At 64.6% G+C, this 16343-nt stretch carries 21 protein-coding genes and 1 tRNA gene; 4 read left to right on the top strand and 18 right to left on the bottom strand.

Going from position 1 to position 16343, the window contains the following annotated elements:
* Positions 1 to 14 precede the first annotated feature (14 nt).
* Positions 15 to 97 (top strand) — tRNA-Leu (locus GAU_RS09535).
* Positions 98 to 104: 7 nt separating this feature from the next.
* Here GAU_RS09535 and GAU_RS09530 read toward each other — a convergent pair.
* From GAU_RS09530 to GAU_RS09490, 9 genes are all read right to left on the bottom strand, one after another.
* On the bottom strand, positions 105 to 1241 hold the full coding sequence (locus GAU_RS09530; protein ID WP_012683347.1) for a tyrosine-type recombinase/integrase: 1137 nt from the start codon (positions 1239 to 1241) through the stop codon (positions 105 to 107).
* Entirely contained in the window at positions 1238 to 1459 is a 222-nt protein-coding gene (locus tag GAU_RS09525; RefSeq protein ID WP_012683346.1) for a hypothetical protein, read from the bottom strand. Before GAU_RS09525 ends, GAU_RS09530 begins: the two co-directional genes overlap by 4 nt.
* Entirely contained in the window at positions 1456 to 2481 is a 1026-nt protein-coding gene (locus GAU_RS09520) for a hypothetical protein (RefSeq protein WP_012683345.1), read from the bottom strand. The genes GAU_RS09525 and GAU_RS09520 overlap by 4 nt, the downstream gene beginning before the upstream one ends.
* The gene (locus tag GAU_RS09515) at positions 2478 to 3449 is read right to left on the bottom strand and encodes a YqaJ viral recombinase family protein (RefSeq protein ID WP_012683344.1); all 972 of its coding nucleotides are present in this window, start codon (positions 3447 to 3449) and stop codon (positions 2478 to 2480) included. Before GAU_RS09515 ends, GAU_RS09520 begins: the two co-directional genes overlap by 4 nt.
* Positions 3446 to 3712 carry a hypothetical protein gene (locus GAU_RS09510; protein ID WP_012683343.1) on the bottom strand — a complete coding sequence of 89 codons (267 nt, stop codon included), beginning with the start codon at positions 3710 to 3712 and terminating at the stop codon, positions 3446 to 3448. Before GAU_RS09510 ends, GAU_RS09515 begins: the two co-directional genes overlap by 4 nt.
* Positions 3709 to 4461 carry a hypothetical protein gene (locus tag GAU_RS22610; protein ID WP_012683342.1) on the bottom strand — a complete coding sequence of 251 codons (753 nt, stop codon included), beginning with the start codon at positions 4459 to 4461 and terminating at the stop codon, positions 3709 to 3711. Before GAU_RS22610 ends, GAU_RS09510 begins: the two co-directional genes overlap by 4 nt.
* The gene (locus GAU_RS09500) at positions 4458 to 4649 is read right to left on the bottom strand and encodes a hypothetical protein (protein ID WP_012683341.1); all 192 of its coding nucleotides are present in this window, start codon (positions 4647 to 4649) and stop codon (positions 4458 to 4460) included. Before GAU_RS09500 ends, GAU_RS22610 begins: the two co-directional genes overlap by 4 nt.
* A 91-nt stretch (positions 4650 to 4740) precedes the next feature.
* Entirely contained in the window at positions 4741 to 5016 is a 276-nt protein-coding gene (locus GAU_RS09495) for a hypothetical protein (protein WP_156798971.1), read from the bottom strand.
* 159 nt (positions 5017 to 5175) lie between these two features.
* A complete protein-coding gene (locus tag GAU_RS09490) occupies positions 5176 to 5400 on the bottom strand; it encodes a hypothetical protein (protein ID WP_012683339.1) in 225 nt (74 codons plus the stop codon).
* Positions 5401 to 5471: 71 nt separating this feature from the next.
* Between GAU_RS09490 and GAU_RS09485 the strand changes: the two genes are divergently transcribed.
* The 3 genes from GAU_RS09485 (at position 5472) to GAU_RS09475 (ending at position 7007) form a co-directional block, all read left to right on the top strand.
* Positions 5472 to 5912, top strand: coding sequence for a hypothetical protein (locus tag GAU_RS09485; RefSeq protein ID WP_041265419.1), 441 nt, complete (start codon positions 5472 to 5474; stop codon positions 5910 to 5912).
* A gap of 405 nt (positions 5913 to 6317) precedes the next feature.
* Positions 6318 to 6560 carry a hypothetical protein gene (locus tag GAU_RS09480; RefSeq protein WP_012683338.1) on the top strand — a complete coding sequence of 81 codons (243 nt, stop codon included), beginning with the start codon at positions 6318 to 6320 and terminating at the stop codon, positions 6558 to 6560.
* Between the two features lie 3 nt (positions 6561 to 6563).
* Positions 6564 to 7007, top strand: a complete 444-nt coding sequence (locus tag GAU_RS09475) for an aspartyl protease family protein (protein WP_156798970.1) — start codon at positions 6564 to 6566, stop codon at positions 7005 to 7007.
* Positions 7008 to 7139: 132 nt separating this feature from the next.
* On the opposite strand, the gene GAU_RS09470 is transcribed toward GAU_RS09475, so the two are convergent.
* The 9 genes from GAU_RS09470 to GAU_RS09425 all read right to left on the bottom strand — a co-directional run bounded on the left by GAU_RS09470 (position 7140) and on the right by GAU_RS09425 (position 16262).
* Positions 7140 to 9194, bottom strand: a complete 2055-nt coding sequence (locus GAU_RS09470) for a hypothetical protein (protein ID WP_012683336.1) — start codon at positions 9192 to 9194, stop codon at positions 7140 to 7142.
* A complete protein-coding gene (locus tag GAU_RS20745; RefSeq protein WP_012683335.1) occupies positions 9191 to 10276 on the bottom strand; it encodes a hypothetical protein in 1086 nt (361 codons plus the stop codon). The genes GAU_RS09470 and GAU_RS20745 overlap by 4 nt, the downstream gene beginning before the upstream one ends.
* A 9-nt stretch (positions 10277 to 10285) precedes the next feature.
* The gene (locus GAU_RS09455; protein ID WP_012683334.1) at positions 10286 to 11983 is read right to left on the bottom strand and encodes a hypothetical protein; all 1698 of its coding nucleotides are present in this window, start codon (positions 11981 to 11983) and stop codon (positions 10286 to 10288) included.
* Positions 11980 to 12459, bottom strand: coding sequence for a hypothetical protein (locus GAU_RS09450; RefSeq protein WP_169307646.1), 480 nt, complete (start codon positions 12457 to 12459; stop codon positions 11980 to 11982). Before GAU_RS09450 ends, GAU_RS09455 begins: the two co-directional genes overlap by 4 nt.
* 126 nt (positions 12460 to 12585) lie before the next feature.
* On the bottom strand, positions 12586 to 12957 hold the full coding sequence (locus GAU_RS09445; protein ID WP_012683332.1) for a hypothetical protein: 372 nt from the start codon (positions 12955 to 12957) through the stop codon (positions 12586 to 12588).
* The gene (locus GAU_RS09440; RefSeq protein WP_012683331.1) at positions 12947 to 13147 is read right to left on the bottom strand and encodes a hypothetical protein; all 201 of its coding nucleotides are present in this window, start codon (positions 13145 to 13147) and stop codon (positions 12947 to 12949) included. The genes GAU_RS09445 and GAU_RS09440 overlap by 11 nt, the downstream gene beginning before the upstream one ends.
* Complete coding sequence (locus tag GAU_RS09435) at positions 13140 to 13919, bottom strand: hypothetical protein (RefSeq protein WP_012683330.1); 780 nt, start codon at positions 13917 to 13919, stop codon at positions 13140 to 13142. Before GAU_RS09435 ends, GAU_RS09440 begins: the two co-directional genes overlap by 8 nt.
* 7 nt (positions 13920 to 13926) lie before the next feature.
* A complete protein-coding gene (locus tag GAU_RS09430; RefSeq protein ID WP_012683329.1) occupies positions 13927 to 15528 on the bottom strand; it encodes a hypothetical protein in 1602 nt (533 codons plus the stop codon).
* Entirely contained in the window at positions 15528 to 16262 is a 735-nt protein-coding gene (locus tag GAU_RS09425; protein WP_012683328.1) for a hypothetical protein, read from the bottom strand. The genes GAU_RS09430 and GAU_RS09425 overlap by 1 nt, the downstream gene beginning before the upstream one ends.
* Positions 16263 to 16343 lie beyond the last annotated feature (81 nt).

Raw genomic sequence — 16343 nt, 5'->3', positions numbered from 1 at the left:
ATGCGGCCGCACGCACCCGGATGGCGAAATGGTAGACGCGGGGGACTTAAAATCCCCTGATCGCAAGGTCGTGCGGGTTCGAGTCCCGCTCCGGGTATGCACGTTCACCGCGCCTCCTGTATGGTCCGGGTAGCAGTTTGGGTAGCAGTGCGCGAGGCCCGGTAATCGCGGGCCTGCGGGATGTATCGGCCGTAGCGTTTCCACACGAGCGAGGCGTCTTTATGCCCCAGCTGGTGGGCCACGACCTCGGGACGTTCGCCGGCCTGCAGTTCGGCCACGGCATACGTGTCCCGCCACTCGTGAATCTTGAACCGTGGCACCTTGGCGGCATCGCACGCCGCGTAGTGCCGCATCAGGGCGGCCCGATTGCCCCACGAGAACAGCAGGGCGCCCGGGAGCCTGCCGCGCAGCCACGGCGTGAAATACGGGAGTACCCACGGCTGCGTGATGTGAATGACCCGGTTGCGCCACGGCGTCTTGCTGCCATCACATCGCACCGTGGGGAGGTCGCCCGACAGGTCGATATCCTGCCGGCGCAGCCGGGCCACATCCGACCAGTCCATGCCCGTGCCGGCCATCAGCGCCTCGCGCGCCCGGTCCTCCGGGTCCGCCAGCCGTTCGATCACCGCCTGTGCCTGCGTCATCGACCGGAACCGGATCGCCTTGAGCGGCTCGCTGTAGCCGCCAGCACTCTGCGCGGGGTTGCTCTCCAGTATCCCTCGACGCATCAGCCACCGACACCACGTGGACAGCGCGGCCCGGTACCGGTTACGGGTGGCATCGCTCGGGACGTCCAGCTCGTCCAGTCGCGCGGCCACGATCGGCGCCGTGAGCAAAGAGCGGCGCAGCGGGGCCTCGGGAAACAGCGCCTGAATCTGGATCAGATACCGGTCAGCCGACGCGGCCCCCCGCGCGGCTTTGCCCTTGATGACGTGCCACGCGGTGAGGTGGGGCAGGAGGTCGATGTCCTGGGCCGCCTCCGCTTGCGCGGCGAGATAGGCCAGCGTCCCCTCAGTGCCCAACTCGTACGCTTTCGCCAGCGTGATCTCCTCGCCCACGATGGCGCGCAGCACGGCCACCGCCTGCGCGTTCGGCGACTGCTGTAGCTTCTCCACCCACTCGGCCACGTCGTCGGCGACCGTCTGCAGCGTGGTGCCGCACCCGCAGACCTTGTGCGCCTCACCCGCGTAGACGCGCAGCACGAACCCGGGGCGCCCCTGCTTCCGCCACGGGCTCATCATGCGGCAGCTCGCAGCGGCTCAATCCCGAGCAACGCGTCGATCTTGGCCTTGCTGTAGCGGACGCGGGATTTGCCCACCCGACGGATACGACACGCCATCACCGCGGGCATGCCATACACGTCCTGGCGTGCGACACCAAAGAGCACCGCGACCTCCGCCATCGTGTAGGTGGCTTTCGAGACGGTGGCCCGCAGCTCCCCCGCGCTCGGCGGCATCACGCTTCCTCGCCGGGCTCACGAGACGGCGCTTCCTCGCTCGGCACGTCAGCAGCCGCCTCAGTGGGCTGCTTCGCCGCACGCCGCTGCGCCAGCTTCTCTTTGAGCGCCGACGCCTTCGCACTCACCGGCTGCCCAGCGGCTTCCTGCTTCTGCGTCTCCACGCCGAACGCTTCTTCGATGTCGCCCCATGACGCATCGCCGTCCTTCATGGCGGTGATCCACGTGCGCATCTTGGTCACTTCGGCCGGCGACACCTGTGCCAACGGGTGCCCCAGCAGCGCTTCAAGGCGATCCGGCATCACGCCGAGCCCGTAGAACGCATCGGCGATCTTCTTCGCCTTCTCGGCCGGGTCCTTCGCGTCTTCGTTGCGTACAGTGTCCTCGACCTGCTCCAGCGCTTCTTCGAGGATGTCGCCCGGCACCACGCGCAGCACCGCCGTGCGGATCGCTTTCGAGATCAGCGCATTCTGCTTGTTGAGCAGATCGTCTTCACTCGCCTCGACCAGGTACGTCGGGCGCCCGTTGCTGTTCGTGCGCGTCTTGATCGCGACCTGCCCGTCCTTGAGTTTCGACCGCTCCACCGTCTTCACCACTGTCACGTCCGTCGGGTAGGTGAGATTCGTTTCGAGGTCCGTCACCATCACGCGCAGGATGCGGATGCCCGCGTCGTCGTAGATCACCGCGCTTTCGACGAGCAGATTCCCGAGTGACCGCGCGCACTCCTCGGCGAAGCGGATCGACCAGCCCACCACTTTGCCGCCGCCCACAGGCTTGGCATAGCGCGCCGTCTCCGCGAAGCGCGGACGCTTGCACGCATCGAGCAGTCTCGCACGAAACTGCATCAGCGAGCGCGGACGGTGCATCGCCATCATGTAGCGCGCCTCGACCTGCGTCTTAGCCTGCACGGCAGCGGCGGTGCTCGCCGTTTCGCCCTGCGCGGAGAGAGCAGGCAACGACGGTTCGTGCGTGGTGTTCGGCACAATGTCCATCGGCCCCGCCGGGATCGTCATCACACTGGTCATGCCGCCTTCCTCTGCTTCGGGGCTTTCGCCGGGTAGTAGCGCATGGTGCGATAGGGCGCACCGCGCGAGGTGTGTTGCTGGATCACTTCGTCGGGCACGTTCATGAATTCGACGATCGCCTTGTAGTCCACGGAGCCGCGCCCCTTCGTCTCCGGCCAGATCACGCGCTCGCCGTCCGGCAGGGATACGCCGTAGTTGCGACCGATGGCCATGGCCAGATTGGCTTTCAGTTCGTCGGAGCGTTCTTCGGTTTCTTTCGCCAGCGACTTCAGTTCGCCGAACTCGCGGATCATCTCGGCAACGCGCTCGTCCGCATCCACTAGATGATCCGAGTGCAGCGTGTACGTGCGCTGGATCGCCTGCATCGAATCGACCAGCGGGATCGGGTCCGGCAGCACGCCCTTCAGGACGTGATCGTGCCAGAGATCGTGGCCGATGGCGTAGATCGCCTCCTGCATTTCGCGGTCGCGTTCGACGATGAACTCACGCGTCTCGAAGCCGAAGTTGACGACGCAGAAGCCGATGGACAGCCCCGTCACCATCAACTGCGTTTGCACCTGAATGAGCTTGTCGTCCGGCACCTGGTCGCTGCCGCTCTCGCCATAGTGGTCCATCAGATACGGCGTGACGAGCTTGGCTTCGACGACGGCCTTGCCATACGGAGTGATGCCGATGCGGTCCGGACGCGCTCGCAGCCAGTCACCCTTGGGGTGCCGCATCGTGCCGCACTCCTGCAACTGGATGTCCGGATGCAGCACCGCGAACTCCGCCATGATCGCCGGTTCGTAGATGTGCCCCCGCTTCATCGCGTGGGTTTCTTCGACCGTGTCGAGGCCGAGTTTCAGCCGCACGAGATCGAGCGGGCCACCGTACTCGCTGCGGCCGCACGCCATCGGCATATCGGACGCGCCGAGATAGTTGCGGCGGTCGTCGACGTACTCTTTCGTGCCATACGTCGGCTCACTCATGCCGCATTCCTCAGCACTTCCGCTGCTCTTCGCTCGGTGAAAATGCGATCAAGCAGCAGCTCAAACGCTCTGGTCCGCTCCGGCGAGTCCTCGAACTCGTTCGCGATCCAGCGCAGCGCCAATAGATCGGTGGCGGTGCGACTCCGCGCCTCGTCCACCATATCGCTAGCGATTCTTTCAACACGCGCTTCGCGCTGCTCTGCCAGCATCGACAGATGCGTCTCCCGATGATCCTCGCCGGGCGGGTCGGGGAAGGGGGTCATGATGCCCTCCCGACTTCGCACATCGCACGGATCAACTCGACCGCACTGGCCTGCAATTCAGTGACGGTCGGCGCGAGCTTCTGACACGCAGCGTCCCTCGCAGCGGCCCCCGCAGCGGCCCCCGCAGCGGCCCTCGCAGCGTCCCACGCAGCGTCCCTCGCAGCGGCCGCCGCAGCGTCCCACGCAGCGTCCCACGCAGCGGCCCTCGCAGCGGCCCCCGCAGCGGCCCCCGCAGCGGCCCTCGCAGCGTCCCACGCAGCGTCCCACGCAGCGGCCCTCGCAGCGGCCCTCGCAGCGGCCGCTTTCGTGCGCGCATCATCAAGCGCCGGCTGTGCCGCACGCGCCGTTGTCGCGTCCACGATCCGCGCACACGCCTCGATCGCCTGCGCTTCGGCGGTGAGCCCAGCGAGACGCAACCACGCCGGCGTCTGCACACGCGCAAGCCAATCCGTCGCCATCCATGCGCGTGTCTGCTCGTCACCCTCTGTCGTGCGCGTGCCCATAAGCAACGGCACCAAGGGACGCAGCAGTTCCGTACGCGGCGGCTCCGGCAGATTGTCGTTCCAGTTGCGGCAGAACGCCGCGATCACGGGCGACACGCACTGGGGCTGATCGCTCCACGGTTCGCCGGCGATGTACGCCACCGCCTCCATCACGCAGTACGCGTCCTGCGCTCTCGCGTGCCCACCGACGGCGAACGTCACCGTCTCCAGCAACGCCGCGCGCTCGGGTTTGATGAGAGGATTCACGCCACCCTCGGCCCCACGGGCGGCTGCACGGTGGTGATCTTGAGCGCGGCGGTGCCGACGACGGCCACCAACCGCAACGTCGTGCCGGTGCTCGTCTGGCGGGTGGGGCCGATGCGGCCCCCGGCGAATTTCCTCGAGCCCAGCGGATACATCGGGAGTACGGTGTCGCGTGGTCGGATCTGTTCCATCGCCCTCACTCCGGTTAGATTGTGTGTTCGGCGCACTGCGCCGCCCTCGCTTCGCACAGCGCCGCCCCTCTCACGGGCGGCGTTTGTGTTTTCAGGCTGCGTCGCTCGTGTCGAACGCGCCCAATACGATTTGCTCTGCGGTCGTCGCGACGTGCATCGCTGTCTCGTCACGCGACATGCCCTGTGAGCGGCAGTAGAACGCGAAGTCCGCGACGAACGCGGCCCATCCACCACCGCGTGTGCCTGCCGCATACTCATCGAGGCGCCGCAGTTCGCCCTGCACGCCGTAGTTGCGCAGCGTGCCCCGTACATGCACCGCGCACTCCTGCCACACACGGGATGCGCGCCGGACAGCGGCATGTCTCATGGTGGATTCGGTTCTCGGCTGTAACTCACCCATCCCCCTCGCTCCTTGGATTGCGCGGCGTCGCGCGGTTCAACAAACCCCGCAGGCTGCGGGGGCCGGGGCTCTCACCTCCCGGCTACTCTCCGCTCATGCGATTCATGAACGGAGTGCCACCACCAACTAAGCCGCCGACTGTTCGGCGGCATGACGCTCGGCCGCCCAGCGCTCAGCAGACTTCCGCGTGATCATCACCGGGTCTGTCCCCGGCGCGGCGACGAGGTCACCACGGGCAACGGCTCCCAACACGTTCTGGCGAGCGATGCCGACGATGCGCGCCGCTTCCGCCTGTGTGATTACAGGGGCCGTCCTCGACTGGCGACGTGGAACCTTGGGTGTCATAGTCATGGGGTTGTCATGCTCGTGTCGTGCGGTACGCCACTACAGTATCGTACCGTATTAACCTTGTCAAGAACATTATGGAACCGCCCAAAAAACTTGGTCTCGAACCCGACGATGAGTCGCTTGTGTGGCTGCGTGCGCGCATCAGCCACCGCAGGGAGATGGGAGCAAGGGTCTCGACCATCGCGGCAGACATGGGGGTCCTGCAGGTCACGCTGTCGAAGTTCTTGGACAACGAGGACCGCAAGCCGCTACCTCAGACTTGGGCGCTCTATCGGCGCTGGTACGCAAAAGAGATGGGAGCCGAAGTCCCCATCTCTGAGTTACAACAGAAAGCCACTAAAGCACTTGACCTCTTCCGCGAGGGGCAGGAGATCCTCGAAGAAGTCGTTTCGCACATTAAGAGGCTCCCCGTCTCACCGGACGAAAAAGCCTCAATCGACGCAGCCGACCTACCTATGCCTGAAGACGCTGAATCTCAGCCGCAAGATCCGCATAGGCGGGCTGACGGAGAATGATGACTCCGTCGTCCTCCTGAAGGATGAGAGCGCCAAAGTTTGGTGGACCGATACGAACAGGAGCCCACTGGCCTTTCATCTTTCTGACGACAACGATCGGACGGGCATGGCCTGGACGGACCACAAGGCGGTCACCCGGCTTTGCCTGAACCGGGTGAATCATGTCAACGGCTACGTCGTACAGATATGTTGTCATTTCGGGTTCTGTTTGGTTGCCATGACGCTACCGTCACCAAATCCGTCCCGCAATTGTGACCGCAGGCAACATGTTGATGAGTGTGGAAACCCATCAGAAGGATCGGGATGCCTGCCTAGATGCGTCACTGGTAAGGTAGCTGAACATCCGCAGTTACCCCTTGCACAGGGGCGTCGTATTTTATTAGAGGAGACCTAAACGGAGCACCCATGGCACTCGAACGAGAACTGAAGACGTACAACGCGAAGCTCCCAGAACTGCGCGAGCAGGAAGGGCGCTTTGTCCTTATCCACGAGGATTCGGTCGTGGACACATTCGAAAGCTATGTGGACGCCTTGAAGCGGGGATATCACGAGTTTGGCGTGAAGCCGTTCTTGGTGAAGCGCATCAACGCACATGAAGTCGCGCAGATGGTTACTCGTTTGTTCACCTCGAACTCCGCGATCTGCTAACGCATGGGGAATTTTTCTCTTCCTGTTATTGCTGGTGGTCCCATCGTTCGAATGGTTGTCGGAGCGAGTGAGCCGCGCCTCGCCGCATTGCAGGAATTAGGGATCCCGGAACCGCCGCTGCAGTTCATAGACGCCCTGGTCGACACGGGCGCCTCTTGCACCTGTATAGACCCGGGTGTGCTTGAGGCGCTGAACCTGACGCCGACCGGAAGCACGGAGATGCACACACCTTCCACCTCAGGTGTCCCGCATCAAGTCGGCGTGTACGATGTCGCATTGAATATCCCGGGGAGAGAGGGCGATTCGCCGCTCTACATCCCGCAGATCGCGGTGATGGCGACACAGCTCAGCTCTCAGGGGATCAAGGCGCTGATCGGCCGGGACATCCTTTCGACCTGCGTGCTGGTTTACAACGGTTCGATCGGACTGTTTACGCTGGCGTTCTGATGGCTGGCTTTTGCATGATCATCTCCGCGATCTGCGGATTGCTTGCTGTGTCGTCCATCGGTTTTTACAAAGAACCGACTGCATCCTTGGCATGGGCGGCCACCGGCATCCTCTGGCTCCTCTTCGCGGTCACTATTGAGGCCCGCGCCCTCCGAAAGCGCCAGCGGCCTGACCCTGAGTAAGGGCGTTCCGGCGGTAGATCGTAATCATGCCGGGCAGCAGATCCTGCAGCTTGCGAACGGCTTCCTCTCTGGCCATCTGCTGCGGCAATCCGGCTGCGAGAATGCGCCCCATCGCATCAGCTTGCGCCGCGTTGTTGCCCTGTGTGCCAGCCCGCAGTGCACGTTCTGCGAGAATGCGCGGCATACTCGTCGGATTCAGCACGGCGCTCGCAACGGCAACCGGATTGTTTTCGAACTCATCCTGAATCTCCGCAGCGTTGGCGACCGTGCTTGAATTGCCAGACACGGCGTTGCGCGTTTGCAAGCGCTTGGCGATCTGCTCAGAATCACCGCGTAGAGTCTCGTAGGCACCCTGCGAGGTTGTGCCCGTCGCAGTACGAGCGCGCCGCGTCTGGCTCGCCATGGCCCCAGGAGTCGGGTTCGCGATTCGTCCGGCTTCACCATCAGCGATGTTCAGGGCGCGCTCCAGAGACCGACTACCAGACCCCATCTGGAAAGCCTGTGGGTCCGACGCCTGCATCCCAAGTTCCATGATCTGCTGTGGTGACGTCGCCGACTCCACCCGCTGACCCAAGCGGAAAGACTCTCCCCGACCCATCGCATTCGAAAACAACTGGTCCGCCTGCTGCATCGGCTCGCCGCCTGCGGCCTTCACGAACTGGTCTACGACGTCCCGCTGCCGCTGGAGGATGGCGATCATCTGATCATCCTGTTCTTGCACGGCGCGCTCAATCGCGTAGTCGAGACCTTGCCGCAGGCTGTGCGCGTTCGCCACCGAGATGACAGGGTTCGCCGGATCGATGTCTTGCGTATAGTTGAACCCGCGCGACAATTCGCCGCCCCGTTCAAGCGCCATCTTGCCGCGCTTCAGGCCGTTCAGATCTTCCGCGACTTGAATCAGTGGCCCGGCTTCAACATCAGGGCGCGCACGTGCCTGCATCAGCAGACGCTCAACCTCTGGCTGCACTTCGTCTTTCGCGCCACGCGCGAACGCCGCCGGATCGATCGGTGCCGAAAGGCCACTACTCTTTTCCAGACTCCGCGCCCACCGCATCGGTTCTTCTGCTGCTCGCTCAGCGAGCGATTGGTCAATCGCGTCACGCGACCGCCCAACGTTACGAGCAATCCGAAGCCCCCGCACGCCTTGACGATTCGGGATCAGTTCAGCGAATGCGGACTCCTCCGGCGCCGATGCACTAGCCGCTGCGATGTCGTCCAATGTCGCGCCGCTCTTGCCGATGGTGTTCAGCACGCGCTGCGCGCCAGCGATTTCCGGTGACGCGCCGCCCGCCTGGAGCACACTGCGGATGGGCCCCGCCTCGCCCTTCTGCCCCATGGAGGCGACCAGCTGCCGTGCGCGACGGATGGCGTCGGTCAAGCCTGACAAGGTGGCGCCGCCGGCTGCACCGATCGTTGCGCCTGTAAGGACGTCCTTCCCATGATCGAAAGCATCGTCCGCCCGCGAACTCCCCGCGGCCGTCAATCCGCCAGCAACGCCACCGGCTTTCGCGGCCGCCCACGCCCGTGCACCAGCGCCGGCCGTTCCTTCGACCTTCGGCACCAACTGCGAAGCACGAATGGCCTGCGCGACCTTGCCGGCGCCTTGCGCCCCTTTCAGCAGCGCACCACCGCTCGCCAGTCCGCCGGCCAACTCGGCGCCGAAGCTCGCGACCGGGTGGGCTTCCTTGAATTCGTTCTGCTCGGAATCGATCTGCTGCAGCGCGTCACGATAGGTCTTCTTCCCAAATCCTGCACGCAGCGCCGCCTCGGCCTTCGGGGCCATGGTTGCCGTCGCACCGGAGAGCATCGATCTCGCCATACCGATCGCGTCACGCAGATCGGTGGCGCGGTTCTGCGCCACCTGCTGCGGGGTGGCGTTGCGCGATGTTGCTCGCGTATTCGTCGACTCGCTCGCGAACCCATCGCGCGGTTGACCCCGCCCCTTCGGAATCAGCGCCGCGAACGGATTGTCATCGTCTTGGAGCCCCAGAAACGGATTGGTCATCGTACGAGATCCTGGCCGGTCTGCTGCTTGAATACCTGCGCGACTTTGGCCGCGCTCGCCCCCTGGCGAATGGCGCTGATTGCTTGCTCTCGTAGAACCGCATGGGGATCTGCGCTCTTGGCTGGAGTCTGCGCAGAAGCGGTGCGGCCCAACGCGTGGTATCCAGCTTCCTCGTCGTATGCGGCTCCCATGTCAGCGGCCTTTTGCTGGTAGAAAGCCAAGATGTTTTCGAGGGCGTTCTTCGCTTTCTCCGGTGTATCCGTCATATTCGCGGTCCAACCTTCCAGCCGCTTCGCCTCGCTGGGCGTGACCGCTGCGCCCGATCGCTCGAGGAAGATGCCGGACGCGAGATTCGAGAGCTTGCCACGCACCGCCATGGCGCCCTCTGACATTCCGCGTGTGGCCATCCACTCGGGAAGCATGTTCTTGAAACCCAAAGCTTCCTTAAATGCCTCGGGATCCTTGTTCGCCGTCTCCAGGGCATCCGCGATCTCGCGCATATTCGCGTTGATGCCCTGATAATCCTTGATGGTGCCGGCAGGTATCGCGCGCAACTTCGGCTGCGCCTTCGCTCCCGCCGCCACATTCGCCAACCGCTCCCTCTGCGAGCGATCTTTCGCCGATTCGCCTGCTTCGAACATCTGCCGGGCCTTGAGCAGCGTTTTCTGTAGGTCGGCGTCTTCGGCGCGCTCCTGCCCACGCGCCGCTTGCGCCGCTTGCTTCGCGGTCCAGTCGGTGCTGTTGGCGCTCTTGCGCATCTGCTGGCCACCGATAGAGACGGTCGGCAGATCGGGCAGGCCGAGTGCCGCATTCACGTCGTCCATCGGAGATCCAACCGGTCGATAGCCCGCGTCCACCGCACCCATCGTATCGAGAGCGCCCTGCCGCTCACGCGCGAGGCGTGTTTGCTCGGCCTGCTGTCGATCCTGCGACAACTGCCGCTGCCATTCACGGTCGGCGATCATGCGGCTGAACTCTTTCTGTTCGGCGCGCTCCTGCTGCAGCCGTCGCTGTTCCTGCGCACCCGCTAGTCCGGTTGCCAGCCCTGTCAGCCCCCGCGAGAGGGCCATTCCCCACGACATGGTGCCTCCTTACGCGAGGGTGGAGCCGCCCGCCATCTGATAGGCGGGCGACATCGATGACGTCGGGCGGTTGGCGAAGTAGGGCAGGTACTGCGCGGCCTGACCCACGGCATCGTACGCGCCGTTCGCCTGTCCTTGTGCCGCCGCAGATTGCTGGCCGTAGACGCTGCCGGGATTGCCCACTTGCCCAGCACCGAAGAGCTGCGTGGCGTTGTTGATGTTCTGTGACTGCAGCCACTCGTAGAACTGCTGCTGCTGAATGCGATCCTGCTGCGCTTGGGTGGCCATGTTGTTCTGGTACGTGCGTTCGCCGCGCAGCTCGTTACGATTGCCGGCGTCCACACCCCGCAACTGATCCTCGCGAGCCCCGAGTGTGGAGGCCTGCTGGCCGAGCGCCGTCCCGCGTTGAATGCCCGCGTCAAAACCGCTGTTCCGTTCGTTCACGCCCGACTGGTAGCCGTACCGGTCGTTGTCTTCGGCGAACTTGATGCCATCGGCTGTCTGCTGGTTGTTCGTGCGCTGCACATCGAGGCGGCGGTTTTCGTTGTCGACATTGGCGCCGTACTGGTCACGCGCCCAGCCCGTTTCACGATCGGCCACGTCCGTGCCACGCTGCCACTCGTCCTGACCGAGCCCACGGAGCAGGGACGAGCGCTGCAACTGTAGCCCTTGCCCCTGTAGCGCGTTCGACGCGTTGGCTGACTGCGCCTGCATGTCGCTCTGCGCCAATCCCGCCTGTCCTTGCCCCACACCGGTGAGGACCGACGCACGCTGTAAGTCCAACCCCTTCGCACTCTGGTCGGCGCCAGCGAACGAGTTGAACACGCCGTTGGCGGCACCGGTGTAGTCGATGCCATCCTGCAACGTCTTCCCGGCTGCTTCTGCCGCCAGCAGGGAACGCTGGTTGCCGAGTGAGCGCTCGCGCGCCAAGAAGGCGTCACCGATTTCGTTCGTCGTTACACCAGAACCGATGCGGCCAAGCGCCGCGGCATTCTGGCCGATTTGCCGCTGTGTCTGTGCGAACGCGGGAGCCGACTCGTCTTCCAGTGCCTTGTACGTCTTGAGTGCCAGCGCCTCCCGATCGGGCGCTTGCATCTGCGACAACCGCTGCAGCGTCATGTCGCGCGCCGCGTTCGTGCTCGTGTCGTAGTTGAACGCACCGCCCGTGGCGTCCTTTGCCGCATCGAATTCGGCGGCCGCTTTCGAACCATCGAAGGACACGCCAGGCGCACCACCGATCCCGTTCAGGCTCGCGGCGGCGTCCGCCCCGAACTGACTGGCGCGGGGCAGGGCGCCGTTCATCGCGCCCTGGGCCGCCCCATAGCTCGGTCCTGCAACGGGCGACGTGGCCAGCCGCGGGATCCCGCTCATCGAGTTCTGCGACGAGTAGGTGGGCAGCGCGTTCCACGACGGTGGCTGGTAGCCGGCATAGGCACCGTAGGCCCCATCGGCCGCCCCACTCGCCGCTTGGGTGCGCGTGGAGTCCGTCGGCGTGATCGCGGTGCCCCGCAGATCATTCCCGGTGCCGTAACTCTGGAGGTTCGCGCCTGGCGTCGCCCATGACGAGGTCGTCGGCTGCGCAGGCGTATCGCCACGTACCTGCGCCATCTGCGCCATGCCCGACCCGTTCATCGCCTGCGGGTTCCAGCCCGTCGCTTGCGCTGGGCGCGCCGCTGATCCCGTTGGCGCTGCACGGTAGGAGGTCATCGACGGCCTCCGCTCGGCACCATCGTCTGCGAAAACGCCTCGAGCTGCGCCCGATCCTGCGGCGCGCTGGCCGCCGTCATTTTCTGTGCGGCGTCGTTCATCATCCGTTGGATGCGCGGATTCCGCACCCCCGCCGCCACGACACGCAGATCGTTGGCTTGCTGCTGTTGGGGATTGGCCTGTGGGGCCGCCTGCATCTCGCTGGCCTTCCACAGCGGCTGAAACTGCGTCGTGCTCGCGTACGGATTGCCCGGGTCCGCAAACAACTGCGTCATCGCCGCTGGATCGATCTGGCGATTGAGCATCTGCGCGCCGGCGTTTCGGAACTGCCCGCCCTCATTCCAGCGCTGCTCTTCGAACTGGCGCTGCTTCTCGGCGAGCTGATTGGCCTTCTTTTGCTCGCGATTCCCGCTGATCGCGGACGAGATACCACCGATTGCGGACGCCGCGAATGGCAACAACATCGGGATGGCCATGGCCATCACTCCGTGGAGAGTGCGCACGCATCGTGCGCAGGGTGTTCATCTCCACGGCTGGCGCCTGTCGTCCTCCACAGGCGGGGCCGGGCCCATCTTGAGCGCGTACGCTCGTGAATGTGCAAGTTAACTGATACTGATCCAGCCGGTACCGTTGCTGACGATCCGGACTTTGTTGCTCACCAACGTCGCGCTGCCATCAATCGTTTCCGCGCCCGCGCCATCCAGTGTTACGCTGTTCGATCCCGCCGTGCGCGTCACGGCCACTTCGAAGCCGATCACGTCGGCCGCGCGGGGCAGGGTGAGCACGACCGCGCCACTCGTGGTATTCACGGTGACCACCGTCCGCGGGTAGGTGAGCACCACCGCGCTCGTCGCTACCGACGCCTGGAAGGCCCACCGATCGCTGCCCACCAGCACATCGATCGCGCGCATCATCCACACGTTCAGCGCCGTCCACGCGGTGATGTTCCGCCACGCCAGCCGCTCAATCGCCATCAGGCACCGTATACCGCAGCGTATTGGTGTCGCAGTCGACGGACTGCAGGGTGGCGCCATCTGGCAGCCGCCCCGCGGTCAGAATGTCCAACAAAACGGCCAGCTTCTTCTGTTCCATCGCGACGGCTTGCAGACCACGCGCGACGAGCTGCGCTTGGCCCGAGGTGATGTCGATCGACAGGTCAGACATAGTTGGCTCCGACACGGCGGCCCAGGATGCCCATCGGGGAATCCCAAAACTCCCACCAGTCCGTGCGCCCTGCGGTAGCGGTGGGCGTCGGCATCACACCGCCCTCCCACGTCACGCCGACGAAGTTCAGGGTGTGCCCACCGGTGCCATCCTGCGCCGTCGCCAGACGGAAGATCTTGCTCACGCTACCGCCTTGTGCCGACAGCGTGATCGTGGTGTTGCCCACCAACCGACGGCGCGCGCCATCAAATGTCGCGACGAACAAGGTGATGGGGCCGCTGACATCTGCGCTGCTGTACACCGTGTACATGCCCGCGCTGACCCCCGCTTGGTTGGCTACCGTCAGCAACCCGGTGATCGCGACCGTACTGGCGAAACTGTACGCCCCCGGGAATAGCCCGCTGGTGACGCTGGTCGCAGGCACCGTGCCATTGAACGTGCCAATGAAGTTGCCGTCGATGTCACCGGTAGCAGTCACGTCACCATCGACCAGCACTGGGCCGGTGATGTCGGCGCCGCCCGCGGCGATAGTCAATCCGCCGGCGGTGATCGTGACACCGCCCGCAGTGACCGTGAGGCCCACCGCAGCCGTCACCACACCACTGAATGCCGCAACATTGAACGTCTGCGTCGCACTCCACGTCCGCGCCACGTCTGTGAACGCGCCCGTGCTGTTCAACGCCACGCGGAGTGCGTCGAAATTGCTATTCAGATCGGCGGCGGTCAGGATCTCCAGATCCGCCCACGTCTTGAGTGATGGAATCAGTGCCATGATGGCCTCAGGCTACGTCAGGGTCTGCGCCGGTCTTGAATGCGACCACGCGTACGTCAGTGATAGAAATCGGCTCGCCACGAATCGAATGCCGGATGATGGGGCGCACCCAGCGACCAGAGCCGATCTGGCCGACCATCGCACGGCGATCACGTGACACCGCGCCCAAACGGTCTTGCCCGAGCACGAATTGGCCTATGCGAGCACCGCCCCCACCGGGGATAGGCACCTCAAGCATTGGCATCGCGCCGTTGCTCGTTTCACCGGTGATCGTGAGGCGCGACGCGAGCGCCGCAGAGAGCCCCACTTCGATGGTGTCGACTTCCAACGTCTCGGTGAGATCACGTCCCAGCGCCGGTAGCTCCAGCGCATGCGGAATCGCCTGCGCCCCTTCCACAAACAAGTCATCCCACGGCCCGCCGCCCGGGCCGCCATGGATATAGGTCGTTCCGCCGACAGTATGCGCCCATCGGGGGTCGCCCGTATCGGTCTGCACCATGCCCAGCACGTCAGCCGGGATGCCGTTCCACAGACCCACGAACTGCAGCGACAGAATATCGAACGCCAAGAACCGCGTCAGCTGCGTCGTGGCCACCGCCGGCAATCCGATCAGCAGCAATCCGCACGCCCGATCCTCCAGCGTCCACGCACGATAGACCGCGTTGCGCGGGATCAGCGTCGCGGACAATTGCTCGAGACAATCCGCCCACAGTGGCGCGGGCTCCGTGCCGAACGTCGCCAGATGCGGGCGGGCATCCGCGTCCACAAACACCACGCCCGCTTCGACGTTATAGAGACTCCAAGGCGCCGTCGTCCCCAGTCGTTCCGAAATATCGGAATTCGTCGAGGCGGCACGAAAATCCGGGCCAATTTCTCCGAGAATAGAGAAACAGGACCGCTCACGAAACAGAATTTGCCCATCGTTGCGTCCGATCCCCGCCACCAGCGGCGCATTCCCGAGCTGCCGCAGCTCCCATGCGTTGTTATAGCCACCGGCCGCGTAGCCCAAATTCGGCTGGTTTTCTTCTGACCACTGAATCTCGATGGGGCTCGCGGCATTGATGGCGACGAGTTTGGCGCTTTTCACCCACACCCACCGCGCAATCGGAGCGTTCGTCAGTTCGGTCATCCCTGTGCCGTCCACGCCCGTCCAATAAAACATCGGATTGACGCGATCGTTGATAACCAGCCCTGAGGCGAACGGCACGATCTGTACGCGGCCACTGGCGGCCAGCGTGATACTGGCCGCACCGATCTGCGATGCGGTCAGCGCCGGCACCCACGCATCCGTGATCCAGTCAAATCGATCGATGGCGCCGTCAGCGATGCGAAACGTGACGCCCGTGCCATCCGGACGATACCACGTGGTGATGGCTTGGACTTCGGTCGCAGGATCGTCCTCCCCCATGACCGTGATGCCGGGGCGGCCGACGTAGGCGCGCCCTCCACCACCCGGCGCCAAATAGAAATTGATCGCCGCCAGCACCTTGTTGATTTGCTGTGCCGTCGTTTCGCGCGCGTCACGCATCCCCACCCATGGGGCCTGTAGACCGCCAGAGGTCAGAATGATGCGATGCGGATAGACGCGCGCGGGCTCACGGACGGGCATCAGCTGCCACTCATCCAGTCGGCGCTCTGCCACCACGCGACATCCTGCCCGCCGTTGGATGGCACCATGCTGGTCGTGTAGCGCAACTGCAGCGTGGCGCACCACCCCAGCTTGCCCAACGCGGGATCCCCCTGCCATTCGCGCGCGAACGCCTCACGCCACGGGCCGGGGTCACGCTTCCCGCCGCGCTGCGACCACAGCATCACCGCGTAGTACACCAGCAGGATGCGCATTGGGCGCGGCTGAATGATCGGCTGCGCTGTGGCGGTGATCGCGGGGGGCACGCCCGTCCAGCGCGCATACGGACCATCCGCGAATCGGCCCTGCACATCACCAGGCATCCGAATCGATGCGCCCTCAATGACGAAGTCGCCGTCACGATCTCCGTAGTTCGCGGCGTACAATGTGCGCCCCCCCTGGCGCGCCCACACTTCTACGTGCCCGAAGGGGATGAGTGGCTCGCCATAGACGTCGAGCCCGAAATTGAAGCTCCGCCCACCGTCGACGCTGTTCAGCGTGGCGTACTGCTGGTTGAGCGCAGACGGCGCATAGCTCGCAATTTCCGGCAACAGCGCATCCTGCGCCTCGGTGAGGAGGCGATACCATGACTCATCCAGCATCTGCGCGTCCACCGCCGGTCGATCCGCGTTGAACTTGCACATGGCGAGCAAGTCGGCGGAATCGTACCGGCTGGGGGTCGCCGAGAGCGGCGGGTTGACGATCGGCACGCTCATGCGACGACGATGCGACGCCGGCGTCGGCGTAGCTCGAGGAAGGAGATGGGGCCGGGATCCGGGCCCGGCCCATCGTTCCCT

The sequence above is a fragment of the Gemmatimonas aurantiaca T-27 genome (genome assembly GCF_000010305.1).
Taxonomy (GTDB): Bacteria; Gemmatimonadota; Gemmatimonadetes; order Gemmatimonadales; family Gemmatimonadaceae; genus Gemmatimonas; species Gemmatimonas aurantiaca.
The sequence above is the reverse complement of the archived record's forward strand: the minus strand, read 5'-3'. Positions and strand labels throughout refer to the sequence as shown.